Here is a 25178-nt window from a genome sequence, read left to right as displayed (position 1 = left end):
CGCGGGGTGTGCATAATACGCCTTCCCGCTACAGAGTCAAGCATTTTTTTGCTTTTCCCTGCCGGAATTCTCTGGAGAATCCCGCTGACCCGGCGGCGTGTTTGCCGTTGTTCCGTGTCAGTGGTGGCGCATTATAGGGAGTTATTCTGAGCTGACAAGAGGAAATTTAAAATAATTTTCCGAATGCGCAACATTCAACCAAATCAGCCTGAAACTGCCAGTTTTTCGAGCGTTTTGAAGCCGTAACGCTGTAAAACGGGTAATAACTGTTCAGCTTCTGGCGTCATGGCCATGCAAAAGGCAATGTTCGCATCGGCAGATTTTGCCTCAGGAGCTTCATGTTCTAACAACCAGGCCGTTCGTCGGGCAATCGCTGCGCCTGAATCTACCAGTCGAGTTCCCTCTGGCAGTACCTGTAACAGTTCTTCTTGTAATAGAGGGAAGTGGGTACACCCCAGAACAACAGTATCTGGTGGCTCTTTCATTCTTAACCACGGGCGCAGGATACGTTTTAGCGCATCCAGAGAGATTTCTTCGCCATGCAGCTTCGCTTCAGCCAGCTCAACCATTTCTGCCGAGCCCAGCATCTCTATCTGACATTCATTAGCGAAACGCGCGATTAGCTCGTGGGTATAAGAACGTTTTACCGTACCACGAGTTGCCAGCAATCCGACAATGCCATTAGCTGTCAGGCGTGCCGCTGGCTTAATTGCCGGAACGACACCGACAACCGGGAACGCAAACTTTTCGCGTAATGCAGGAAGTGAGACGGTACTGGCGGTGTTGCAAGCGACCACAGCCAGCGCAAGGGGATAACGCTCTTGCACTGCGGTGACAATTTCCACCACACGCTCAACAATAAACTCTTCGCTTTTTTCGCCATACGGGAAAGCGACGTTATCGAAAGCATAAATGTAATGGAGATCCGGTAAGAGATGCCGGATCTCGTCATAGACCGACAACCCACCGACGCCGGAGTCAAACACCAGCACGGTGGGACGTGGTTCAGAAGGTGTAGCTGCCAGACAAGGTGTATTCCCGTCCTGCAGTTTGGTAGCCATAGACTGTCTCATAATCTTTGTCGAACAGGTTGGCTATTTTACCACGAACTGTCAGGTGAGAGGTGACCGGATATGCAACCGCAAGATCCCACAAGCTCACACCGCCCATTTTAACGGTTTGATAAGGATAAGATGAGTAATCCTTATCATAGCGAGTGCCTAAATACTGATAAGTAATACCCCAGTCGAAGTCATACAACTGCCAGTCGAGCTGGTATTTCACCTGCTGTTTAGCACGGCGTAACAACGGTGTGTCGGTAATTGCGTTACGGGCATCAACATAATCGTAACTCACAGTATGCGTCAGTGGTCCGGTATCAAAATTGGCGGTCGCCTCGACACCTTTAATCCGCGCTTTCCCTTCGTTGTAATATTTCAGGATATGGTCGTCATAATCGATTAAGTCACTAACATCGTTACGATATCCGGAAATACGCCAGTTCACTCCTGCTGTTAATCCTTCAAACGCGCCTTCCCACTGTTTGCTTTTCTCAGGGTCCAGATCCGGATTACCGTAGAAGCCGTACAGTTGTCCAAGATTTGGTGCCTTATAAGATGTCCCGTAGGAAGCAATGAAGCGATAACCTTCGATGAACTCCCATCCGGCGCTGGTTTGCCAGGTTCCATGACGACCAAACTGTGAGTTATCGTCGCTGCGTGCTGCGCCTTCAAAGGTAAAATCGCCGACTTGTTGCAGCCCGGTCAGATAGATGCCGGTATTACGTTGATCATATCCATCCTCAACGTAACCTGTACCCGGCGTCGTAGTCTGTTTCTGCCAGTCGACACCCGCACCAATACTACCGTGACCAACGATGACATTGTTTGCCCACTGGACGGTGTATTGCTTCATCTCATCGAGCGTCGCCGACGAATCATAACGACCATAATGCGGATCGTAGTTGTAATCTTTGCTATGGCTATAGCTGGTAATGAGTTGTGATTTAATCAGTTCGCCGTTATAGCGCAGCCCGGCGTCCCAACTTTGACTATAGAGTTTACGGGTATCGACCAATGGTGAACCCGGAGAATAATACGCGTCATAATTGGTCCGATTATCATAGCCATAACCACGTACAAAGCCGCTCCAGGCATCGGTAAAATTATGTTCCAGCGCACCATAAAGCGTTTTACTTAAGAAACCATCGTTATCAGGCTGCGCTTGCATTCCTGTATTGCCGTAAGCGACAACATCATAACCATGGGTATAAGCGTAATCGCCCAACAGAGTTACCCGTGTCTTATCCCCCAGTTGTTGCTGCGTAGAGACATCGTAGTTCTGATAACTATGGCTTCCCCACCCCGCTGAAATTTCCGTTCCAGGTTCATCGCGCGTCGTGATGATATTCACCACCCCACCTATTGCATCAGAACCATAAACGGCGGAACGCGGCCCACGGATATATTCGACACGCTGAACAAGTGCAATGGGGAATTGACTAAGATCGGCTGAACCACTCACCCCTGCCAGATTCAGGCGTACGCCATCAATTAACACCAACACATGACTGGCATTTGTGCCACGAATAAAAATAGAAGAAAGCTGACCTGAACCGCCGTTTTGGGTGATATCCACGCCAGGGAGACGGCGCAGCACATCATTGACCGAAGTCGACTGCCAGCGGTCGATATCCTGACGCGTCACAACAGTAGTTGGCGCAAGCACAGTGCTGCGCGGTTGTTCAAAACGGTTAGCAGTAACGACGAGAGTATCCGGGCTGGTATCCTGTGCCCAAGCAGAAAAGGCTGTGACGGAACACGCCGTCAGCAGCGAAGCTTTTTTAATCATTGTAAAGCATCCACAATAGAAGAAGGATGCCGCAGGTTTCATCAATATTACGCGATGATGAGAACCAGATGCGACGTTGGCCGGCAGGTCTTCGGGCTTGGAGGGGTATCTAAGATACTAAGAGATGATGACTTCCCACCGAATGGCAGTGTCCGCATAACGCAATCATCGCACCTTTCCTTACCGCTGCGCGTCAGCTCCAGATTCGCACTGGATTCCCTATTAACTCACAGGACCGGCAAGTGGATGCTACAGGTTGTAACAAGTTACTGTCCAGACGTAGCTCACAAATAGGAATTCATCAAGATCTGGACATCTGATGAGCAATCCCTACAATCGCCGCGTACTTTAATTTTTCAGGATACATCATGACCCCCGAACACCTTCCAACAGAACAGTATGAAGCGCAGTTAGCCGAAAAAGTGGTACGTTTGCAAAGTATGATGGCACCGTTTTCTGCCCTGGTTCCGGAAGTGTTTCGCTCGCCGGTCAGCCATTACCGGATGCGTGCGGAGTTCCGCATCTGGCACGATGGTGATGACCTGTACCACATCATTTTCGATCAACAAACCAAAAGCCGTATCCGCGTGGATAGCTTCCCCGCCGCCAGTGAACTCATCAACCAGTTGATGACGGCGATGATTGCGGGTGTGCGTAATAATCCCGTTCTGCGCCACAAGTTGTTCCAGATTGATTACCTCACCACGCTGAGTAATCAGGCGGTGGTTTCCCTGCTGTACCATAAAAAGCTGGATGACGAATGGCGTCAGCAGGCGGAAGCCCTGCGCGATGCGTTGCGCGCGCAGAATCTGAATGTGCATCTGATTGGTCGGGCAACGAAAACCAAAATCGCGCTGGATCAGGATTACATCGATGAACGTCTGCCGGTCGCAGGGAAAGAGATGATCTACCGTCAGGTAGAAAACAGCTTTACCCAGCCGAACGCGGCGATGAATATTCAGATGCTGGAATGGGCGCTGGACGTAACCAAAGGCTCAAAAGGCGATTTACTGGAGCTGTACTGCGGCAACGGTAACTTTTCATTAGCGCTGGCGCGCAATTTTGATCGGGTATTAGCTACCGAAATCGCCAAGCCGTCGGTTGCTGCTGCGCAATACAACATCGCAGCTAACCATATTGATAACGTACAAATTATTCGTATGGCGGCAGAAGAATTTACTCAGGCGATGAATGGTGTGCGCGAGTTTAACCGCCTGCAAGGGATCGACTTAAAGAGTTATCAGTGCGAAACCATTTTTGTCGACCCGCCGCGCAGCGGTCTGGACAGTGAAACCGAGAAAATGGTGCAGGCGTATCCGCGTATTCTGTATATCTCCTGCAATCCGGAAACATTATGTAAGAATCTGGAAACATTAAGCCAGACGCACAAGGTTGAACGTCTGGCTCTGTTTGATCAGTTCCCCTACACGCACCATATGGAGTGCGGCGTATTACTGACGGCGAAGTAATACCCATGCCGGATGCGCCAGCATCCGGCATGATTCCGATTACTCAGCAACTTCCTGCTTACGGTTACGCATCTTCGCGCCAATCCAGAACACCATAATGACGGACAGCACAGCCGGGAAGAAGTTAGAACCGATATCCGGATATTCCGCACGAACCACAGTGCTATAAAGCAGAACGCCGAGAATAAAACAGGCAGCAGCCAGACCCGGCAAGCCGACCGGCATAGTGCGATTAAGATAACGTTGATGCAGGCAGTAAACCGTCAGCACCAGGGAAATAATCGGGAATACAGAAAATGGCACAATGGAGCTAAACAGCGCTGCGAAAGTACCATTAATCGATAAGCCAGCAACTAACGCCAGCAGCAGCGTACCTCTATCTTGATTTGCTTGTTTCATTACTCGTCCTTCACATTTCCCGGAATAATTGCGGTTTTCTCTTGTTCACGGCGATACCAGTAATAAGCCCCTTTCGAAATCATTCGCAGTTGCAGTACCAGTCGCTCTTCTAATTGCCGACGTTGTTCGACGCCGACATCCAACGCCTCGGCACCCGCGCTGAAGACAATCGTCACCATGGCTTCGGCTTGCGCTTCAGTAAACGCGCGAGGCATATGGTTTTCGAGTTCAAGATAGTCCGCAAGTTCCGCAATGAAGTGCTGAATTTCACGCGCAACGGCGGCACGAAACGCGGCGGAGGTGCCGGAGCGTTCCCGCAATAATAACCGGAAGGCGTTAGGATTATTACCGATGAACTCCATAAATGTGGATACCGAGGTACGGATCACACTCCCACCTTTAGCGATACGCTGACGCGCCTGGCGCATAAGCTGACGCAGCATCAAACCACTCTCGTCAACCATGGTCAGGCCAAGTTCGTCTACGTCGCGGAAATGCCGATAAAAAGAGGTGGGAGCAATGCCCGCTTCACGCGCCACTTCACGTAAACTCAGGCTGGCGAAGCTGCGTTCAGCACTTAATTGGCTAAATGCGGCTTCTACCAGCGAACGTCGGGTTTTTTCTTTTTGCTGCGCTCTTACGCCCATCACGATGTCTGAATCCTTGCCAAAAGTACTGCTGGCACTATACCAGAGAATGAACATACTGGATTGCTCCAGTGTTGTGAATGAACGGTAGCGCAATAAAACACATTTACTGCAACTCTTTGGCCGGTTCTTTTACAAACAATAACGCCAGCATCGACAGCAACGTGCCTCCGCCCAGATACCACGCCGGAGCCGTCAGGCTATCCAGTAACACGATGGATTGCGTGGCGAAATATTGCGCAAAACCGCCGAAGATTGCTACGCCAATGCTATAAACCAGCGCGAAGCCTAACGCCCGAATCCGTTTCGGCAACAGTTCGGAAATCAACAACATTACCGGTACCCCACCAAGCGTGGTAAAGCTGACCATCACGAAAACGACCGTCAGCAACATGCCGGGACTGGGGTAATTCACCAACAGCCAGAACGAAGGCCAGCTACAGATCAGAACCATCACACGAGAGATTAAAATCAGTTTTTTACGCCCGACCGAATCACATAGCATCCCCACCAACAGCGCGCCAACAAACGTAATTACCCCCGCCAGTAACATCGCTGCATGAGAATAGTGTTGAGGCATTGCCAGATACTTCGCCGCCCAGGTGCCATAGTAAAAGAGGGAAATATAGGTTGCTACCGTGCTACCAATAGCGAGTAAAACGCCGTTAATGATAGTCGCTTTATGTTGCAGGAGCAGAGAGAACGCGCTTTCGCTGGCAGCAGCTTTTTTATTGTGTACAGGTTCAGGCACATCATTTTCCAGACTCAGACGCAGCCAGCAACCGATGGGCGCTAAAAGCACACCAATAAAAAATGGCACACGCCAGCCCCATTCGGCCATTACAGTTTCTGAACCTGTGGCGAACGGTAGCCATGCGCTCAGACCTAAAGCGACAACACCACCAAAGGTCGTTGCCAGCCCCTGGGTCGCCAGTGACCAACTGCTGTAAAAACCGCGACGATTTGCCGGAGCTGATTCAACCAGTAAAGACATTGAGGCGCCGACTTCACCACCTGCCGCAACGCCCTGAATCAGACGCGCCAGCACCAGCGTCGCCGTTCCCCAATAGCCCGCCGTTTCATACGTCGGTGCGATGCCGATCATCAGTGTACCAAGACTCATCAGGGCAATGGTGAACACCATCGCGGGTTTGCGTCCGAAACGATCGGCCCAGGCCCCCACAATAATGCCGCCGAGCGGGCGCATAAAAAAGCTCACGCCGAAAGTGGCAAATGCCAGCAGTAGCGCGACGTTTTTATCTGCACTGGGCGGAAAAAATAGCGTGCTGATATAGACCACAAAAAAGTTGTAAACGCCAAAATCAAAAAATTCGAGCGCATTGCCAAACGCCGAGGCAAAAATCACCCGCCTGCCGCTGAGCTTTTTCTTCACACTCACGGTTTCATTTACGATCGCCGTCATTCCATGTTCCTTGCCAAAAAGTGTTGTTGTGTTGTTTTTTTATTTATTGCAGCCAGGCTTCTACCAGTGCGCCCCAGTAGCTGCTTGCCGGGACCAGACTTGCATCGTTGAAGTCGTAACCCGGGTTATGCACCATGCAGGAACCTTCCCCAACATCGCCATTACCGAATAACAGGAAACCACCTTTTGGTTGGGCTTCCAGCATGAAAGAGAAATCCTCACTGCCCATCAGGGGCTTGATGCCAAACTCGGCCCGATCTTCACCAAACGTTTTACACGCCACCTGCCAGGCGAAGCGCGCCATCTCCTCGTCATTTACTAATACTGGTGTACCGTTAACATGCGTAACCTCAGCCGTAGCGCCAAAGCTGGCAGCCTGGGCTTGTGCCAGAGCAGGAATACGGGTCAGAAGAAGTTGTCGGGTATCGTGGCTAAGAGAGCGGACACTGATTTTCATCTCAGCACTGTCAGGAATGACGTTAGCCGCCTCCCCTGCAAAAATGCTACCAACGGTAATTACCGCCGCTTCCAGCGGATCGACATTGCGCGACACAATGCTTTGTAATGCGGTGGTGATATGTGCCGCGACCAGCACCGGATCGATGGCTTTGTGAGGAATTGCGCCATGCCCTCCACAGCCGCGAACTGTGATGTGGAACTGATCCATTGACGCCATTAGCGCCCCTGGCTGGAAGAAAAACTTGCCAACCGGCAAGCCCGGCATGTTGTGCATCCCGAAAATCACATCGCAGGGGAAGTGGTCAAAAAGACCTTCTTTAACCATAATCTCGCCGCCGTTAATCATCTCTTCTGCGGGCTGGAAGATAAGACGTAACGTGCCGTTAAAACGACGAGTTTCGGCAAGATAACGTGCAGCTCCTAGTAATATCGTGGTATGGCCGTCATGCCCGCATGCGTGCATTAAACCGGGATGTTTACTGGCCCAGGGCTTGCCACTATTTTCATAAATTGGCAGCGCATCCATATCCGCCCGCAGGCCAATACTTTTCTCTCCGTCGCCCACTTTTAACGTGGCCACTATCCCCGTCGTCGCCAGCCCTTGCTCAACCTCATAGCCCCACTGGCGCAGCTTTTCCGCAACCAGAGCACTGGTTTTAAATTCTTGTAGCCCCAACTCCGGGTTTTCGTGGATTTTGTGGCGGATCTCGCGCAACTCTTCCTCAAACCCACGAATGTAGTGTTCGATCATCGACTATTCCTTTATTCACTTATAAACAGGTTAATTAACGGATTTTATTGATGGTATAAATATAAATAAGACATCAATATAAAATATTTATATGTTTGTTTTATAAGAATATTTAACATAGACAATAACAAAAAAGCACACTTCGGCAAGATAAAACTATCAGCCATAAGAAAAAGCAATTAATAGTGAATAAATAAAATAAGAAGGAGGAAGACAAAGCAAAGGCCGCTCACGATATAGCCAGATAAATGACGGGGATCAATTGGCTTACCCGCGATAAAATGTTACCATTCTGTTGCTTTTATGTATAAGAACAGGTAAGCCCTACCATGCCACATTCCTACGATTACGATGCCATAGTAATAGGTTCCGGCCCCGGCGGCGAAGGCGCTGCAATGGGCCTGGTTAAGCAAGGTGCGCGCGTCGCAGTTATCGAGCGTTATCAAAATGTTGGCGGCGGTTGCACCCACTGGGGAACCATCCCGTCGAAAGCTCTCCGTCACGCCGTCAGCCGCATTATAGAATTCAATCAAAACCCACTTTACAGCGACCATTCCCGACTGCTCCGCTCTTCTTTTGCCGATATCCTTAACCATGCCGATAACGTGATTAATCAACAAACGCGCATGCGTCAGGGATTTTACGAACGTAATCACTGTGAAATATTGCAGGGGAACGCTCGCTTTGTTGACGAGCATACGTTGGCGCTGGATTGCCCGGACGGCAGCGTCGAAACACTAACCGCTGAAAAATTTGTCATTGCCTGCGGCTCACGCCCTTATCATCCAGCAGACGTCGATTTCACCCATCCACGCATTTACGACAGCGACTCAATTCTTAGCATGCACCACGAACCGCGCCATGTACTTATTTACGGTGCTGGAGTGATCGGCTGTGAATATGCGTCGATCTTCCGCGGTATGGACGTAAAAGTAGATCTGATCAATACCCGCGATCGCCTGTTGGCGTTTCTCGATCAAGAGATGTCAGATTCGCTCTCCTATCACTTCTGGAACAGTGGCGTAGTGATTCGTCACAACGAAGAGTACGAGAAGATCGAAGGCTGTGACGACGGTGTGATCATGCATCTGAAGTCGGGCAAAAAACTGAAAGCCGACTGTCTGCTCTATGCCAACGGTCGCACCGGTAATACCGATTCGCTGGCGTTACAGAACATTGGGCTGGAAACTGACAGTCGCGGACAGCTGAAGGTCAACAGCATGTATCAGACCGCGCAGCCGCACGTTTACGCGGTGGGCGACGTGATTGGTTATCCGAGCCTGGCTTCAGCGGCTTATGACCAGGGGCGCATTGCCGCGCAGGCGCTGGTAAAAGGTGAAGCCACCGCGCACTTGATTGAAGATATCCCTACCGGTATTTACACCATCCCGGAAATCAGCTCCGTGGGCAAAACTGAACAGCAGCTGACCGCGATGAAAGTACCGTATGAAGTAGGCCGCGCCCAGTTTAAACATCTGGCGCGTGCACAAATCGTTGGCATGAACGTGGGTACGCTGAAAATTTTGTTCCATCGGGAAACAAAAGAGATTCTGGGGATCCATTGCTTTGGTGAGCGCGCTGCCGAAATTATTCATATCGGTCAGGCGATTATGGAACAGAAAGGTGGCGGCAACACCATTGAGTACTTCGTCAACACCACCTTTAACTACCCGACCATGGCGGAAGCCTATCGGGTAGCGGCATTAAACGGCTTAAACCGCCTGTTTTAACGCTTTATCGAAATGGCCATCCATTTTTGCGCGGATGGCCTCTGCCAGCTGCTCATAGCGGCTGCGCAGCGGTGAGCCAGGACGATAAACCAGACCAATGGTACGGCGTGGTTCCGGCTTAATGCACGGCAGATAAACCACGCCATCACGTTTGCGTTCTGGCGGTACAGCCAGCGCAGGCAATAAAGTGATCCCGCTACCTGCGGCCACCATGTTGCGCAGCGTCTCCAGACTGGTCGCGCGGAAGTGTGTATCTTCATCCGCTCCAGCTTCAAAGCAGAAGCCCATCGCCTGATCGCGCAGACAGTGACCATCTTCCAGCATCAGCAGTTTTTCCCCTGCCAGATCGGCCATCGGCACGCATTCGCGATTAGACCACGGGTGATCTTCATAGACTGCCAACAACATGGGTTCATCAAACAACGGTACTTCAATGAATGCTTCGCTCTCTTTCACCAGCGCGAGGATCACGCAGTCGAGTTTGCCACTGTCCAGTTGCGCCAGTAACTGATGGGTCTGCGCTTCATGCAGATACATTTCCAGCTTCGGAAAGGTCTGGTGCAGCATCGGGATGATATGCGGCAACAGGTAAGGCCCAACCGTGGGAATCAAACCAATATGCAGCGGCCCGGACATCGTCTCCCCCTGCTGGCTTGCCATCTCTTTAAGGACTTTCACCTCGCGCAGCACGGTACGCGCCTGATCCACCAGTAGCATTCCCGCCTGGGTGAATAACACTTTACGGCTGGTCCGCTCCAGCAACATCACGCCCAGCTCATCTTCCAGCTTACGAATTTGCCCGCTAAGCGTCGGCTGGCTAACGTGGCAGGAATCTGCCGCACGGCGAAAATGGCGGTGCTCGGCCAATGCCACCAGGTACTCAAGATCACGAATATTCATTATCCATCCTCCATCGCCACGATAGTTCATGGCGATAGGTAGCATAGCAACGAACGATTATCCCTATCAAGCATTGTGACTGATAATTGCGCACAGAAACGGAGCGGCACCTCTTTTAACCCTTGAAGTCACTGCCCGTTTCGAGAGTTTCTCAACTCGAATAACTAAAGCCAACGTGAACTTTTGCGGATCTCCAGGATCCGCTTTTTTTTATTCTACAGGCCCACAGCAAGAGAGCCTGAAAGTCACGGTTACTCAATGCGATCTTTGACAATAAAGAAGTAACACAGCGCACCAGTGAAGGTCACACAGGCAGCGATAACCAGCGCAAGATTAAACGAGTGCGTAGTATCCACTACCCAACCAGTTACGATCGGAGCAAAGGAAGCAAAGACAAAACTACCAAAGTTTTGAATACCGGCGATGGAAGCCACTTTGGTTTCAGACACCATCACCTGCACCAGTCCCCATGCAGACGTTCCCGCGAAATGCACACAGAACAGCGCCATTGAGATAAATGCCACCGCTTGCGTTGGTGAGGAAGATTGCACGACCAGCAACGTGCCTAATGCCGACATCATCAAACCGCAGACAATAGCCGTTTTACGCGTCTTCGCCAGGTCGTAGCCTTTTTTCGCCAGCCGATCGACAACAATACCGTTAACCCACATTCCGACTGCCGCCGCGAGGAAAGGAATCGCCGCCACCCAACCCGTTTTCGCCAGACTGAAACCTTGCTCGGCTTGCAAATAACCGGGTAGCCACGCGATGTAGAGCCAGCCTGTATAGTTGACGCCAGAGAAACCTAAAATCATCCCCCACGTTGTCCGATGCTTAAACAGCGCCAGCCACTCGCTAAATTGTAACTGTGGACGCGGTTTAACCGGCGCGGAGAGATATGTCCGTTCTTCCTCGGTCAGGACAAACTGCGCCCGGTTGCGATACCACGCGTACCAACAGATCCCAACCAGTATCCCCGCCACGCCGATGATGACAAACATCGTCCGCCAGCCCCATGCCAGCTGCATCAATACAAGAGCAGGAGGCGCGATAGCCTGGCCGATAACGGTAGATGAGTTAAAAATCCCCAGCGCCGTGCCGCGTTCTTTTTGTGCATACCAGTCGGTGATCGATTTTACCCCCGCAGGCATAAATGGCGCTTCGCCAATACCCAGACCGATACGCATTAAAATAAAGTGGCTAAAAGAATTAACCATTCCTGTTAATGCCTGCATTAATGACCAGAATATTAAACCTGCGCCTAAAACTATTCGTGGGCCAAAGCGGTCTAGCAAAATACCGGAAGGAAGTTGTGAAAAACCATAAGACAGAGAAAATGCAGAAAGCAAAAAACCAAACTCGGTGGCAGATAATCCTAACTCGCCACGAATCGCTTCGCCTGCCACGCTCAATGACGAGCGGTCGAGGAAATTAACAATCCCTGCCATAAATAATAAAACCAGCGTCACTGTCTGAATACGACGAATCCGTTGCGGTTTATTACCCGCAGCACTACCTGGCAAATCAACGTCCATTTTTAGCTCCTTGAGCAGAATTAATCGATTTGATGACTAATCAGAAAATAATTAAGCGAACGCGTTATTACCAATTCCACAATGTGCCGTCTTCCAGTCGTGCGACGGGGAGATACGCCGGGTCATACGGATATTTCGCCGCCAGTTTCTCATCGAAAGAAATACCCAACCCCGGTTCATCGCCTGGGTGCATATAACCTTCATCGAAGCGCCAGCTGTGCGGGAAGACTTCAAGCATTTGTTCGGAATAGCCCATGTACTCCTGAACGCCAAAATTTGGTACCCAGAGGTCAAAATGCAGCGCCGCCGCATGACAAACAGGCGATAAATCTGAAGGGCCATGCGAACCGGTACGTACCTGATAAAGCGATGCAAAATCGGCAATCCGCCGCATCCCGGTAATGCCGCCGGCATGGGTAATCGTCGTGCGAATATAGTCAATCAGCTGCTCTTCGATTAACTGCTTGCAGTCCCAGATACTGTTAAACACTTCACCGACCGCAATCGGCGTTACGGTATGCTGGCGAATCAGACGGAAACATTCCTGGTTCTCGGCAGGCGTCGGATCTTCCATCCAGAACAGGCGGTAATCCTCAATGCTCTTCCCAAAGCGCGCCGCTTCGATAGGGGTCAGGCGATGGTGCATGTCATGCAACAGATGTTCGTTAAAACCGAACTTATTGCGCACCGCTTCAAACAACTTCGGCGTAAAGTCGAGATACTTTTCTGAAGACCACAACTGCTCTTCCGGCCACTGACCTTTGGTTGCCGGTTCGTACGCCAACCCTTTGCCCTTCGCCAGGCCATAGGTGGTTTGCATACCCGGTACACCACACTGCACACGAATCGCCTTAAAGCCCATCTGCTGGTGCTTTGCATAGTCTTCAAGGACTTCATCAATCGTGCGCCCGGTGGTGTGGCAATAAACCATCACGCCTTCACGAGAAGCACCACCAAGCAGTTGATACAGCGGCATATTGGCTGCTTTAGCTTTGATATCCCACAACGCCATATCAATAGCAGAAATGGCAGACATCGTGACGGGGCCACGCCGCCAGTAAGCGCCTTTATAAAAGAATTGCCAGATATCTTCGATTCGACTGGCATCACGGCCAATTAATTGTGGGCAAAGATGATCTTTCAGATAAGAAGCGACCGACAATTCGCGACCATTTAAGGTGGCATCTCCCAGTCCGCAAAGTCCGCTTTCCGTGGTTATTTTAAGCGTAACGAAATTACGCCCGGGGCAAGTAACAAAAACATCCGCAGCAATAATTTTCATTATTGCAATCTCCTGTGTTGTAAATAGGCGTTTCAAACTTAAATTTACGCCTACTACCATACAAGAGAGAAAGGGCGATTATTCAACCGTGATCACATTAAAAACAAAAATTCCCACCGAGGAACAAGAATATCCTCAAATTTCATCCACACTATTAATTACCATTGTTAAAACAACACGTTAAATAATCACATAACAAGACCCATTAATCTTAAAAATGAACACAACTATAGAAATTAATTATATTCAATTAATTAAAATGTGTATTGTTTGATGTATTTAAAAGTATTTTTATGCGAGGAACGAACATAAAAGAAGGCACTGGGATAAAAAGGAATGTGACAAATAATGATTCTGGTTGGGCGTTAAATTTAAGGTCACCAGAATGCTGACAAATTTCTGCCTGATGCGGCGTAAACGCCTCATCCGCCTACGTAGTGTCGCACTTTGTAGGCGTGGTAAGCGAAGCGCATCAGGTTAGCTCCCCATTTTCAAGGGAGCTATATAAACAAATTACCCCAACCGCGCCCTTGCAAAAGCAATCGCCTGCGCCACCTGTTGCGGTGAGACGCCGCCTTTTGCAGCACGCTTGTCGAGGCACGATTGCAGCGACAGAATCGGATAGACATCTTCGCCAATCACCTGGCTGAATTTCTGCAACTCACTGAGCGGCAGCTCTTCCAGCGGTTTGCCCTGACGAATGGCTTCCACCACCGCTTCACCAACAATATGGTGCGCCTCGCGGAACGGTACGCCTTTCGCCACCAGGTAATCCGCCAGTTCAGTGGCGTTCGCGTAACCTTGCTGCGCCGCTTCCTGGCAACGCGGACGTTTCACCTGAATGCCGTCCAGCACCAGCGCCGCCATATGCAGGCAGTCCAGCCAGGTATCGAGCGCGTCGAACAGACCTTCTTTGTCTTCCTGCATATCTTTGTTGTAAGCCAGCGGCAAACCTTTCAGCGTCATCATCATGCCAGTTAATGCGCCCTGCACCCGACCGCATTTACCGCGAATCAGCTCCAGCGCATCCGGGTTTTTCTTCTGCGGCATTAATGATGAACCTGAAGTCACGCGGTCAGAAAGCTCCACAAAACCTGCTTCGCCGGTGTTAAAGAAAATCAGATCTTCAGCAAAACGCGACAGATGCACCATGCCGATAGCGGCAGCAGAAAGCAGTTCCAGCACATGATCACGGTCAGAAACGCTGTCCAGACTGTTACGGGTCGCCGAAGCAAAGCCCAGCCAGCCTGCTAACTGTTCACGGTCGATTTCATAGGCCGTTCCCGCCAGTGCGCCACAGCCTAACGGGCTGACATCCAGACGCTTAAGCGCGTCCTGCAAACGGCTTTCATCACGCGCCAGCATCTCAACGTAGGCCAGGCACCAGTGCGCGAAAGTCACCGGTTGAGCGCGTTGCAGGTGGGTGTAACCCGGCATCACCGCGTCCTGATTGTTTTGTGCGGTTTCCACCAGCGCCGATTGCAGCTGACGGTTAGCCGTCAGCAACTCGCTAACGGTATCTTTGCACCACAGTTTCAGGTCAGTCGCTACCTGATCATTACGGCTACGCCCGGTATGCAGTTTTTTGCCTAACTGGCCCACTTTGTCGATCAGTTTGCCTTCCACCCAGCTATGGATATCTTCGGCATCGCTTTCAAGGATTTGTTGTGGCCTGGCGCGAACATCTTCCAGCAGCACGTTCAGCGCCTCTTCCAGTTGCGCCTGCTCTTCTGCGGTTAACACGCCGACCGTTACCAGGGCTTTGGACCAGGCCACAGAGCCAACAATATCCTGCTCCGCCAGACGGTAATCAAAGCGCAGTGAGTCGTTGAATTGTTTGAACCGTTGATCTGCTGCCTGGGTAAAACGCCCGCCCCAAAGTGCCATAACTCTGTTTCCTTATTTTGAAATTCAATGCCGGAAAGCTGCGCCTCCGGCTAACAAAACTTAAGCTAAAATCCGCGTACCCATCGGCATACCGTTAAACAGTGCCGGAAGCTGTTCCGCATGACGCCAGGAGGCGATATCTACCGGACGGCCCAGCGTGCGCGCAGCATCCAGCGCCGCGTTCACTTTCACTATCATGCCGTCAGTAATAATGCCCTGCTCAATCAGTTGTTCTGCTTTCGCGGCGGTCATTTCGGCAATGCGTTGCCCTTTACCGTCGAGAATGCCGCTGACGTCGGAGAGCAAAATCAGATCCGCGCCCAGCGTTGCCGCCAGCGCCGTCGCCGCCTGGTCGGCATTGACGTTCATCAGTTGCCCTTCGTCTGTTACGCCAATGGAGCTGACCACCGGCAGATAGCCGTTCTCCAGCAACGTATTGATAAGCTTAGGCGAACCTGGCTGCGCCAGTCCAACATGACCTAACTCTTCATCAAGCTGGGTCACTTTGACGCTGTCGCCGTCACCGAGAAACAAACCTACGGCCGCAATCTGATGTTTCTTCGCCCATGCCAGCAGGGTTTTATTTGCCGTTCCCGCCAGCGCTCCGGTGATAATGTCTATCTGATCCGCAGGCGTCACCCGCAGGCCGTTTTTCTTTTTCACCGGCAGATTCAGCCCTTTCATCAGCTCATCCACCACGCAGCCGCCGCCGTGGACAATCACTAGCGGACGCTGATGTGACTCACGATATTTCACCAGTGCGCTGAACAGCCGTTCCAGCGCCTCTTCGCTATCCAGCAGTACGCCGCCCAGCTTGATAATTAATGGATTCATCATTGCACCCTTAAATAAGAGACTGCGTTTCCGCATAGCCGAAACGAATATTGGCGCACTGTACCGCTTGTGCCGCCGCGCCTTTCAGTAAGTTGTCTTCGGTCGCCACAATAATCAGATGCTCGCCCTGAACGGCAAACCCGATATCGCAAAATGGCAGCCCAACGACATTTTTCAGCGCCGGAACGCCTTTGTCATACAGCCGCACCAGCGGTTTATGGGCATACGCCTGCTGTAACGCTTGCGCGACTTGCGCCTGGGTCACACCCGGTTTCAGGCGGCAGGTAATGGTTTCGAGAATGCCGCGCGGGAAATTGCCCAGATGCGGGGTGAAGATAACGTCAGCACCGAGGTGTGTGGCGATCTCTGGTTGATGGCGATGAGTAAAGACGCCATACGGTTGCAGGCTAACTTCACAAAAGCTGTTTGAAATCGCTGCCTTACGTCCTGCACCGCTCACGCCGCTGGTGGCGTTAATCACCGGCCACTGACTGAGGTCAAGAAGATCGGCATCAATCAACGGTTTCAGCGCCAGCTGTGCCGCCGTCGGATAACAGCCTGGCACCGCAATCAAATTTGCTTCTTTTAATTTATTACCGCACCACTCCGCCAGACCGTAGGCTGCCTGTTCCAGCAGTTCCGGGTATTGATGGGTAAAGCCGTAATATTTTTCATAGAAGGTGACGTCGTTAACACGAAACGCGCCGGAAAGGTCGAACACCACACAGCCAGCTTCAAGAAACTGCGGCGCTAAATCGTGGCTAACTTCATGGGCGGTGGCGAGAAACACCACATCCACCCCTGGGCTAAACTCGCTGATATCCGACATCGGCTGCAACGGCAGGTCAACGATGCCTTTGAGCTGCGGATGCAAATCGGAGATTAACTTTCCCGCATCATTGCTTTGCGCTGAGACAGTCAAAGCGGTTATGTTCATATGCGGATGGCGATTTACATAGGTCACTAGCTCTGCGCCAGCGTAGCCGCTGGCACCCACAATCAGCGTATTCAACATCGGGGCTATTCACCTTCTTATGTCTGGTTGCCAGGTTAAACGTAAAACATTCACCTTACGGCTGGTGGGTTTTATTACGCTCAACGTTAGTGTATTTTTATTCATAAATACTGCATGAATATTGATACTATCATGACCAGAGGTGTGTCAACAATGAAAAACAAATTACCGCCATTTATCGAGATTTACCGCGCTCTGATTGCCACACCTTCAATAAGCGCTACGGAAGAGGCACTCGATCAAAGCAATGCAGATTTAATCACTCTGCTGGCGGACTGGTTTAAAGATTTGGGCTTCAATGTGGAAGTGCAGCCTGTGCCAGGAACTCGCAACAAATTTAATATGCTGGCAAGTACCGGACAGGGTGCTGGTGGCTTGTTGCTGGCGGGGCATACCGATACGGTGCCGTTTGATGACGGTCGCTGGACGCGCGATCCGTTTACGCTAACGGAGCATGACGGCAAGCTTTACGGCTTAGGCACCGCCGACATGAAAGGCTTCTTTGCGTTTATCCTCGATGCATTACGCGATGTCGACGTCACGAAACTGAAAAAACCGCTCTACATTCTGGCGACTGCCGATGAAGAAACCAGTATGGCCGGAGCGCGTTATTTTGCCGAAACTACCGCCCTGCGCCCGGATTGCGCCATCATTGGCGAACCGACGTCGCTGCAACCAGTACGCGCGCATAAAGGCCACATCTCAAATGCCATTCGCATTCTGGGTCAGTCGGGCCACTCCAGCGATCCGGCGCGCGGAGTTAACGCTATCGAACTGATGCACGACGCCATCGGCCATATTTTGCAATTACGCGATAACCTGAAAGAACGTTATCACTACGAAGCGTTTACCGTGCCATACCCCACGCTCAACCTCGGGCATATTCACGGCGGCGACGCCTCTAACCGAATTTGCGCCTGCTGTGAGTTGCATATGGATATTCGACCGCTGCCGGGCATGACACTTAATGAACTTAATGGCCTACTCAACGACGCGCTGGCTCCGGTGAGCGAACGCTGGCCGGGTCGTCTGACGGTCGAAGAGTTGCACCCACCGATCCCAGGCTATGAATGCCCGCCAAATCATCAACTGGTTGAAGTGGTTGAGAAATTGCTCGGTGCAAAGACCGAAGTGGTTAACTACTGTACCGAAGCGCCGTTTATTCAAACGTTATGCCCGACGCTGGTGCTCGGTCCGGGTTCCATCAATCAAGCTCATCAGCCTGATGAATATCTGGAGACGCGGTTTATTAAACCCACCCGTGAGTTGATTACCCAGGTAATTCACCATTTTTGCTGGCATTAAAACGTAGGCCGGATAAGGCGCTTGCGCCGCATCCGGCACCGTTGCCAAACTCCGGTGCCGCAATGAATGTCGGATGCGATGCTTGCGCATCTTATCCGACCTACAGTGACTCAAACGATGCCCAACTGTAGGCCGGATAAGGCGCTCGCGCCGCATCCGGCACTGTTGTCAAACTCCGGTGCCACAATAATGTCGGATGCGATGCTTGCGCATCTTATCCGACCTACAGTGACTCAAACGATGCCCAACCGTAGGCCGGATAAGGTGCTCGCGCCGCATCCGGCACTGTTGTCAAACTACGGTGCCGCAATAATGTCGGATGCGATGCTTGCGCATCTTATCCGACCTACAGTGACTCAAACGATGTCCAACCGTAGGCCGGATAAGGTGCTCGCGCCGCATCCGGCACCGTTGCCAAACTCCAGTGCCGCAATAATGTCGGATGCGATGCTTGCGCATCTTATCTGACCTACACCTTTGGTGTTATGTATGGTGGTTTTTTAACATTCCCATAAGTTACGCTTATTTAAAACGTCGTGAATTTAATGGCGTAAATTCCTGCTATTTATTCGTTTGCTGAAGCGATTTCGCAGCATTTGACGTCACCGCTTTTACGTGGCTTTATAAAAGACGACGAAAAGCAAAGCCCGAGCATATTCGCGCCAATGCGACGTGAAGGATACAGGGCTATCAAACGATAAGATGGGTGTCTGGGGTAATATGAACGAACAATATTCCGCATTGCGTAGTAATGTCAGTATGCTCGGCAAAGTGCTGGGAGAAACCATCAAGGATGCGTTAGGAGAACACATTCTTGAACGCGTAGAAACTATCCGTAAGTTGTCCAAATCTTCACGCGCTGGCAATGATGCTAACCGCCAGGAGTTACTCACCACCTTACAAAATTTGTCGAACGACGAGCTGCTGCCCGTTGCGCGTGCGTTTAGTCAGTTCCTGAACCTGGCCAACACCGCCGAGCAATACCACAGCATTTCGCCGAAAGGCGAGGCTGCCAGCAATCCGGAAGTGATCGCCCGCACCCTGCGTAAACTGAAAAACCAGCCGGAACTGAGCGAAGACACCATCAAAAAAGCAGTGGAATCGCTGTCGCTGGAACTGGTCCTCACGGCTCACCCAACCGAAATTACCCGTCGGACACTGATCCACAAAATGGTGGAAGTGAACGCCTGCTTAAAACAGCTCGATAACAAAGATATCGCCGACTACGAACACCACCAGCTGATGCGCCGCCTGCGCCAGTTGATTGCTCAGTCCTGGCATACTGATGAAATCCGTAAGCTGCGTCCAAGCCCGGTAGATGAAGCCAAATGGGGCTTTGCCGTAGTGGAAAACAGCCTGTGGCAAGGCGTACCAAATTACCTGCGCGAACTGAACGAACAACTGGAAGAGAACCTCGGCTACAAACTGCCGGTCGAATTTGTTCCGGTCCGTTTTACTTCGTGGATGGGCGGCGACCGCGACGGCAACCCGAACGTCACTGCCGATATCACCCGCCACGTCCTGCTGCTCAGCCGCTGGAAAGCCACCGACCTGTTCCTGAAAGATATTCAGGTTCTGGTTTCTGAACTGTCGATGGTTGAGGCCACCCCAGAACTGCTGGCGCTGGTCGGCGAAGAAGGTGCCGCAGAACCGTATCGCTATCTGATGAAAAACCTGCGTTCTCGCCTGATGGCGACACAGGCCTGGCTGGAGGCGCGTCTGAAAGGCGAAGAACTGCCGAAGCCGGAAGGTCTGCTGACGCAGAACGAAGAACTGTGGGAGCCGCTCTACGCTTGCTACCAGTCACTTCAGGCGTGTGGCATGGGTATTATCGCCAACGGCGATCTGCTCGACACCCTGCGCCGCGTGAAATGTTTCGGCGTACCGCTGGTGCGTATTGATATCCGTCAGGAGAGCACCCGCCATACCGAAGCGCTGGGCGAGCTGACCCGCTATCTCGGTATCGGCGATTATGAAAGCTGGTCAGAGGCCGACAAGCAGGCATTCCTGATCCGCGAATTGAACTCCAAACGTCCGCTTCTGCCGCGCAACTGGCAACCAAGCGCCGAAACGCGCGAAGTGCTTGATACCTGTCAGGTGATTGCCGAAGCGCCGCAAGGCTCTATTGCCGCCTACGTGATCTCGATGGCGAAAACGCCGTCCGACGTACTGGCCGTCCACCTGCTGCTGAAAGAAGCGGGTATCGGGTTTGCGATGCCAGTCGCACCGCTGTTTGAAACTCTCGATGACCTGAACAACGCCAACGATGTCATGACCCAACTGCTGAATATCGACTGGTATCGCGGTCTGATTCAGGGCAAACAGATGGTGATGATTGGCTATTCCGACTCAGCAAAAGATGCGGGCGTGATGGCGGCCTCCTGGGCGCAATATCAGGCACAGGACGCGTTAATCAAAACCTGCGAAAAAGCGGGTATTGAACTGACGCTGTTCCATGGTCGCGGTGGTTCCATTGGTCGCGGCGGCGCACCTGCCCATGCGGCGCTGCTGTCGCAACCGCCGGGAAGCCTGAAAGGCGGCCTGCGAGTAACCGAGCAGGGCGAGATGATCCGCTTCAAATACGGTCTGCCAGAAATCACCGTTAGCAGCTTGTCGCTGTACACCGGGGCGATTCTGGAAGCTAACCTGCTGCCACCGCCTGAGCCGAAAGAGAGCTGGCGTCGCATTATGGATGAACTGTCAGTCATCTCCTGCGATCTCTACCGTGGCTACGTGCGTGAAAACAAAGACTTTGTCCCTTACTTCCGCTCCGCTACGCCGGAACAGGAACTGGGTAAACTGCCGTTAGGTTCACGCCCGGCGAAACGTCGCCCAACCGGCGGCGTCGAGTCTCTGCGCGCCATTCCGTGGATTTTTGCCTGGACACAAAACCGCCTGATGCTCCCCGCCTGGCTGGGCGCGGGTACGGCGCTGCAAAAAGTGGTGGAAGATGGCAAACAGAGCGAACTGGAAGCCATGTGCCGCGACTGGCCGTTCTTCTCAACGCGTCTGGGTATGCTGGAAATGGTATTCGCCAAAGCAGATCTGTGGCTGGCGGAATACTATGACCAACGCCTGGTCGACAAAGCACTGTGGCCGTTAGGTAAAGAGTTACGCAATCTGCAAGAAGAAGACATCAAAGTGGTGCTAGCGATTGCCAACGACTCCCATCTGATGGCCGATCTACCGTGGATTGCCGAGTCTATTCAGCTACGAAATATATACACTGACCCGCTGAACGTACTGCAGGCAGAGTTGCTGCATCGTTCGCGCCAGGCTGAAAAAGAAGGCCAGGAGCCAGATCCCCGCGTCGAACAAGCGTTGATGGTCACTATTGCCGGAATTGCAGCTGGTATGCGTAATACTGGCTAACCCCCCTCCTCTATCAACCCTCGTGCAATAGCGCGAGGGTTTTCTGAAATACTTCTGTTCTAACACCTTCGTTTTCAATATATTTCTGTCTGCATTTCACCCAGATTCTGGATATCCCTTCAGATATCCTTAAGGTTTTGTCCTTACATTCGGCGCTATTATCCAAAACGGGTTCTTACTATGCATTCCACTGAAGTCCAGACTAAACCCATTTTTAGCTGGAAAGCCCTGGGTTGGGCACTGCTCTACTTTTGGTTTTTCTCTACCCTGTTACAGGCCATTATTTACATCAGCGGCTACAGCGGCACCAACGGCATTCGCGACTCGCTGCTGTTCAGTTCGCTGTGGTTGATCCCGGTATTCCTCTTTCCGAAGCGGATTAAGATTATCGCAGCGGTAATCGGCGTAATGCTGTGGGCGGCTTCTCTGGCAGCGTTGTGCTACTACGTCATCTACGGTCAGGAGTTCTCGCAGAGCGTTCTGTTTGTGATGTTTGAGACCAACACCAACGAAGCCAGCGAGTATTTAAGCCAGTATTTCAGCCTGAAGATTGTGCTTATCGCGCTGGCCTACACGGCGGTGGCAGTTTTGCTGTGGACGCGCCTGCGCCCGGTCTATATTCCAAAACCGTGGCGTTATGTTGTCTCTTTTGCCCTGCTTTATGGCTTGATTCTGCACCCGATCGCCATGAATACGTTTATCAAGAACAAGCCATTTGAGAAAACGTTGGATAATCTGGCATCTCGCATGGAACCTGCCGCGCCGTGGCAATTTCTGACCGGTTATTATCAGTATCGTCAACAACTTAACTCACTGACGAAGCTGCTGAATGAAAATAACGCATTACCGCCACTGGCTAATTTCAAAGACGAATCAGGTAACGAACCGCGCACCTTAGTGCTGGTGATTGGCGAATCGACCCAGCGTGGACGCATGAGCCTGTACGGCTATCCGCGTGAAACCACGCCGGAACTGGATGCGCTGCATAAAACCGATCCGAACCTGACGGTGTTCAATAACGTGGTCACATCGCGTCCGTACACCATTGAAATCCTGCAACAGGCGCTAACCTTTGCCAACGAAAAGAACCCGGACCTGTATCTGACACAGCCGTCGCTGATGAACATGATGAAACAGGCAGGTTATAAAACCTTCTGGATAACCAACCAGCAGACGATGACTGCCCGCAACACCATGCTGACGGTATTTTCGCGCCAGACCGACAAGCAGTACTACATGAACCAGCAACGTACGCAGAGTGCGCGTGAATACGACACCAATGTGCTGAAGCCGTTCCAGGAAGTTCTGAAGGACCCTGCGCCGAAGAAACTGATCATCGTTCATCTGCTGGGTACGCATATCAAATACAAATACCGCTACCCGGAAAATCAGGGCAAGTTTGATGGCAATACCGATCATGTTCCGCCAGGATTAAGCGCAGAAGAGCTGGAGTCATATAACGATTATGACAACGCTAACCTGTATAACGATCATGTGGTTGCCAGCCTGATTAAAGACTTTAAAGCAGCAGATCCGAACGGATTCCTGGTTTATTTCTCTGACCACGGTGAAGAGGTTTACGACACGCCGCCACACAAAACTCAGGGGCGTAACGAAGACAACCCGACGCGCCATATGTACACCATTCCGTTCCTGCTGTGGACGTCGGAAAAATGGCAAGCGACTCATCCGCGTGATTTCTCGCAGGATGTTGATCGTAAATACAGCCTGGCGGAACTGATCCACACCTGGTCAGATTTGGCGGGCTTATCTTACGACGGTTACGATCCAACCCGTTCAGTGGTGAATCCGCAGTTCAAAGAAACTACCCGCTGGATTGGTAACCCGTATAAGAAAAATGCGCTGATCGATTACGACACTCTGCCGTATGGCGATCAGGTGGGTAATCAGTAATTATCAGCCAGATGCTATTTGCCGGATGCGACGCTTGACGCGTCTTATCCGGCCTACAGATCGCGGCGGTAGGCCAGATAAAGCGTTTACGCCGCATCCGGCAATACAAGGCGACTGAAACTGCCGCAATGTTTACATCGAACTCCCATCAGGCCACACTTTTCAGGTGGCCTTTTTTCATAATGCCAGTTACTGTTTTCCCGTCTACATACCTAAGGGAATAACATGTATCACGACGTCAGCTATCTGCTCTCCCGCCTGATCAACGGCCCGCTGTCGCTGCGCCAGATTTACTTTGCCAGTAGCAACGGTCCGGTGCCCGATCTTGCGTATCAGGTCGATTTTCCACGGCTGGAAATAGTGCTGGAAGGTGAGTTTGTTGATACCGGCGCTGGAGCAACGTTAGTTCCTGGCGATGTGCTGTACGTTCCCGCTGGCGGCTGGAATTTCCCACAATGGAAAACACCCGCGACCACCTTTAGCGTGCTGTTTGGCAAACAGCAACTCGGCTTCAGCGTCGTACAATGGGATGGCAAACAATATCAAAATCTGGCGAAGCAACACGTCGCCCGACGCGGCCCACGCATAGGTTCTTTTCTGCTACAAACGCTCAATGAAATGCAAATGCAGCCGCAGGAGCAGCAAACGGCAAGGCTTATCGTCGCCAGCCTGCTTAGCCACTGCCGCGATTTGCTTGGCAGCCAAATCCAGACCGCCTCACGCAGCCAGGCTCTATTCGAAGCTATTCGTGATTATATCGACGAACGCTATGCCTCCGCGCTTACCCGCGAATCTGTCGCACAGGCGTTCTATATTTCACCAAACTATCTCTCGCACCTGTTTCAAAAAACGGGGGCCATTGGTTTTAACGAATACCTGAATCACACGCGACTGGAGCACGCTAAGACGTTATTGAAAGGCTATGACCTGAAGGTAAAAGAAGTGGCGCACGCCTGCGGCTTTGTCGACAGCAACTACTTCTGCCGTCTGTTTCGTAAAAACACCGAACGCTCGCCGTCGGAATATCGTCGGCAGTACCACAGCCAACTGACAGAAAAACCGACTACTCCAGAATAAGATGGGTTTGCTGCGGCGCAGAAAGCACTTTACGCACCGCGCTCATCACCCGCTGCGGCTCACGCAGGAACGCGTAGATACTGCATTGCACGTAGCGACAATGTTCAAATCGCTCGGCACCAGCAAGCTCGATATCCGTAATCAACAGCGCAACATCCGCCCGGCGGATATCCTCGTCCGCTAAACGATTCTCCGTTCCCAGCGCGCCCTGGGTTTCAATGCTGACGCCCCATTTCTCTATCTGGCACAACTTTTCCAGCCGTTCCGCCGCCATATAAGTATGCGCCACGCCGCTCACGCAGGCGGTTACTGCCACCAGGTATGCCATT

At 51.6% G+C, this 25178-nt stretch carries 19 protein-coding genes and 1 riboswitch; of the genes, 6 read left to right on the top strand and 13 right to left on the bottom strand.

The window, feature by feature from the left end; translation table 11 throughout:
• Positions 1-203: 203 nt before the first annotated feature.
• On the bottom strand, positions 204-1061 hold the full coding sequence (murI, locus tag FEK47_RS14320) for a glutamate racemase (protein ID WP_135487070.1): 858 nt from the start codon (positions 1059-1061) through the stop codon (positions 204-206).
• Positions 1006-2850, bottom strand: coding sequence for a TonB-dependent vitamin B12 receptor BtuB (btuB, locus tag FEK47_RS14315; RefSeq protein ID WP_135487069.1), 1845 nt, complete (start codon positions 2848-2850; stop codon positions 1006-1008). Before btuB ends, murI begins: the two co-directional genes overlap by 56 nt.
• A gap of 64 nt (positions 2851-2914) precedes the next feature.
• A riboswitch (cobalamin riboswitch) is annotated at positions 2915-3105 on the bottom strand.
• Between the two features lie 113 nt (positions 3106-3218).
• Between btuB and trmA the strand changes: the two genes are divergently transcribed.
• A complete protein-coding gene (gene trmA, locus FEK47_RS14310) occupies positions 3219-4319 on the top strand; it encodes a tRNA (uridine(54)-C5)-methyltransferase TrmA (RefSeq protein WP_138183224.1) in 1101 nt (366 codons plus the stop codon).
• A 39-nt stretch (positions 4320-4358) separates the two neighbouring features.
• On the opposite strand, the gene FEK47_RS14305 is transcribed toward trmA, so the two are convergent.
• From FEK47_RS14305 to FEK47_RS14290, 4 genes are all read right to left on the bottom strand, one after another.
• Positions 4359-4718, bottom strand: coding sequence for a YijD family membrane protein (locus FEK47_RS14305; RefSeq protein ID WP_000806411.1), 360 nt, complete (start codon positions 4716-4718; stop codon positions 4359-4361).
• Entirely contained in the window at positions 4718-5368 is a 651-nt protein-coding gene (gene fabR, locus FEK47_RS14300) for an HTH-type transcriptional repressor FabR (protein ID WP_001309117.1), read from the bottom strand. Before fabR ends, FEK47_RS14305 begins: the two co-directional genes overlap by 1 nt.
• A gap of 103 nt (positions 5369-5471) precedes the next feature.
• Positions 5472-6788, bottom strand: coding sequence for a citrate-proton symporter (locus FEK47_RS14295; protein WP_135487068.1), 1317 nt, complete (start codon positions 6786-6788; stop codon positions 5472-5474).
• A gap of 43 nt (positions 6789-6831) precedes the next feature.
• Positions 6832-7998: a M20 aminoacylase family protein gene (locus FEK47_RS14290; RefSeq protein ID WP_135487067.1), complete on the bottom strand. Its 1167-nt coding sequence runs from the start codon at positions 7996-7998 to the stop codon at positions 6832-6834.
• A 329-nt stretch (positions 7999-8327) separates the two neighbouring features.
• On the opposite strand from FEK47_RS14290, the gene sthA reads away from it, so the two are divergent.
• Positions 8328-9728, top strand: a complete 1401-nt coding sequence (gene sthA, locus FEK47_RS14285; RefSeq protein WP_130215323.1) for a Si-specific NAD(P)(+) transhydrogenase — start codon at positions 8328-8330, stop codon at positions 9726-9728.
• On the opposite strand, the gene oxyR is transcribed toward sthA, so the two are convergent.
• The 6 genes from oxyR to argC all read right to left on the bottom strand — a co-directional run bounded on the left by oxyR (position 9711) and on the right by argC (position 17181).
• Positions 9711-10628 (bottom strand): DNA-binding transcriptional regulator OxyR, encoded by a 918-nt coding sequence (gene oxyR / locus FEK47_RS14280; RefSeq protein ID WP_130206544.1) that lies wholly within the window; start codon positions 10626-10628, stop codon positions 9711-9713. The two genes, sthA and oxyR, sit on opposite strands and share 18 nt — an antisense overlap.
• A gap of 251 nt (positions 10629-10879) precedes the next feature.
• A complete protein-coding gene (locus tag FEK47_RS14275) occupies positions 10880-12163 on the bottom strand; it encodes an MFS transporter (protein ID WP_135487066.1) in 1284 nt (427 codons plus the stop codon).
• A 67-nt stretch (positions 12164-12230) separates the two neighbouring features.
• Positions 12231-13445, bottom strand: coding sequence for a D-mannonate dehydratase ManD (gene manD, locus FEK47_RS14270; RefSeq protein WP_135487065.1), 1215 nt, complete (start codon positions 13443-13445; stop codon positions 12231-12233).
• A gap of 513 nt (positions 13446-13958) precedes the next feature.
• Positions 13959-15332 (bottom strand): argininosuccinate lyase, encoded by a 1374-nt coding sequence (gene argH / locus FEK47_RS14265; protein WP_047643719.1) that lies wholly within the window; start codon positions 15330-15332, stop codon positions 13959-13961.
• A gap of 60 nt (positions 15333-15392) precedes the next feature.
• A complete protein-coding gene (gene argB / locus FEK47_RS14260) occupies positions 15393-16169 on the bottom strand; it encodes an acetylglutamate kinase (protein ID WP_130206548.1) in 777 nt (258 codons plus the stop codon).
• Positions 16170-16176: 7 nt separating this feature from the next.
• Positions 16177-17181: an N-acetyl-gamma-glutamyl-phosphate reductase gene (gene argC / locus FEK47_RS14255; protein ID WP_135487064.1), complete on the bottom strand. Its 1005-nt coding sequence runs from the start codon at positions 17179-17181 to the stop codon at positions 16177-16179.
• A 153-nt stretch (positions 17182-17334) separates the two neighbouring features.
• Between argC and argE the strand changes: the two genes are divergently transcribed.
• From argE to FEK47_RS14235, 4 genes are all read left to right on the top strand, one after another.
• A complete protein-coding gene (gene argE / locus FEK47_RS14250; RefSeq protein ID WP_130258324.1) occupies positions 17335-18486 on the top strand; it encodes an acetylornithine deacetylase in 1152 nt (383 codons plus the stop codon).
• A 720-nt stretch (positions 18487-19206) separates the two neighbouring features.
• Positions 19207-21858 (top strand): phosphoenolpyruvate carboxylase, encoded by a 2652-nt coding sequence (gene ppc / locus FEK47_RS14245; protein WP_054495099.1) that lies wholly within the window; start codon positions 19207-19209, stop codon positions 21856-21858.
• Between the two features lie 180 nt (positions 21859-22038).
• On the top strand, positions 22039-23772 hold the full coding sequence (locus tag FEK47_RS14240; protein ID WP_135487063.1) for a phosphoethanolamine transferase CptA: 1734 nt from the start codon (positions 22039-22041) through the stop codon (positions 23770-23772).
• A gap of 225 nt (positions 23773-23997) precedes the next feature.
• On the top strand, positions 23998-24849 hold the full coding sequence (locus tag FEK47_RS14235; RefSeq protein ID WP_130258326.1) for an AraC family transcriptional regulator: 852 nt from the start codon (positions 23998-24000) through the stop codon (positions 24847-24849).
• On the opposite strand, the gene FEK47_RS14230 is transcribed toward FEK47_RS14235, so the two are convergent.
• A complete protein-coding gene (locus FEK47_RS14230; protein ID WP_032304250.1) occupies positions 24836-25177 on the bottom strand; it encodes a PTS fructose-like transporter subunit IIB in 342 nt (113 codons plus the stop codon). The two genes, FEK47_RS14235 and FEK47_RS14230, sit on opposite strands and share 14 nt — an antisense overlap.
• Position 25178 lies beyond the last annotated feature (1 nt).

Origin of the sequence: Escherichia sp. E3659 (genome assembly GCF_005781135.1) — a bacterium.
Classification (GTDB): domain Bacteria; phylum Pseudomonadota; class Gammaproteobacteria; order Enterobacterales; family Enterobacteriaceae; genus Escherichia.
This window is presented reverse-complemented; position numbering and strand designations above follow the sequence as displayed.

What these genes read in the sequence shown, in the direction of transcription:
- manD (WP_135487065.1), bottom strand. Translation starts at nt 13,445, where the DNA reads ATGAAAATTATTGCTGCGGATGTTTTTGTTACTTGCCCCGGGCGTAAT.
- murI (WP_135487070.1), bottom strand. Translation starts at nt 1,061, where the DNA reads ATGGCTACCAAACTGCAGGACGGGAATACACCTTGTCTGGCAGCTACA.
- FEK47_RS14230 (WP_032304250.1), bottom strand. Translation starts at nt 25,177, where the DNA reads ATGGCATACCTGGTGGCAGTAACCGCCTGCGTGAGCGGCGTGGCGCAT.
- FEK47_RS14290 (WP_135487067.1), bottom strand. Translation starts at nt 7,998, where the DNA reads ATGATCGAACACTACATTCGTGGGTTTGAGGAAGAGTTGCGCGAGATC.
- trmA (WP_138183224.1), top strand. Translation starts at nt 3,219, where the DNA reads ATGACCCCCGAACACCTTCCAACAGAACAGTATGAAGCGCAGTTAGCC.
- FEK47_RS14275 (WP_135487066.1), bottom strand. Translation starts at nt 12,163, where the DNA reads ATGGACGTTGATTTGCCAGGTAGTGCTGCGGGTAATAAACCGCAACGG.
- ppc (WP_054495099.1), top strand. Translation starts at nt 19,207, where the DNA reads ATGAACGAACAATATTCCGCATTGCGTAGTAATGTCAGTATGCTCGGC.
- FEK47_RS14235 (WP_130258326.1), top strand. Translation starts at nt 23,998, where the DNA reads ATGTATCACGACGTCAGCTATCTGCTCTCCCGCCTGATCAACGGCCCG.
- argH (WP_047643719.1), bottom strand. Translation starts at nt 15,332, where the DNA reads ATGGCACTTTGGGGCGGGCGTTTTACCCAGGCAGCAGATCAACGGTTC.
- argB (WP_130206548.1), bottom strand. Translation starts at nt 16,169, where the DNA reads ATGATGAATCCATTAATTATCAAGCTGGGCGGCGTACTGCTGGATAGC.
- FEK47_RS14295 (WP_135487068.1), bottom strand. Translation starts at nt 6,788, where the DNA reads ATGACGGCGATCGTAAATGAAACCGTGAGTGTGAAGAAAAAGCTCAGC.
- btuB (WP_135487069.1), bottom strand. Translation starts at nt 2,850, where the DNA reads ATGATTAAAAAAGCTTCGCTGCTGACGGCGTGTTCCGTCACAGCCTTT.
- FEK47_RS14305 (WP_000806411.1), bottom strand. Translation starts at nt 4,718, where the DNA reads ATGAAACAAGCAAATCAAGATAGAGGTACGCTGCTGCTGGCGTTAGTT.
- FEK47_RS14240 (WP_135487063.1), top strand. Translation starts at nt 22,039, where the DNA reads ATGCATTCCACTGAAGTCCAGACTAAACCCATTTTTAGCTGGAAAGCC.
- sthA (WP_130215323.1), top strand. Translation starts at nt 8,328, where the DNA reads ATGCCACATTCCTACGATTACGATGCCATAGTAATAGGTTCCGGCCCC.
- argC (WP_135487064.1), bottom strand. Translation starts at nt 17,181, where the DNA reads ATGTTGAATACGCTGATTGTGGGTGCCAGCGGCTACGCTGGCGCAGAG.
- oxyR (WP_130206544.1), bottom strand. Translation starts at nt 10,628, where the DNA reads ATGAATATTCGTGATCTTGAGTACCTGGTGGCATTGGCCGAGCACCGC.
- argE (WP_130258324.1), top strand. Translation starts at nt 17,335, where the DNA reads ATGAAAAACAAATTACCGCCATTTATCGAGATTTACCGCGCTCTGATT.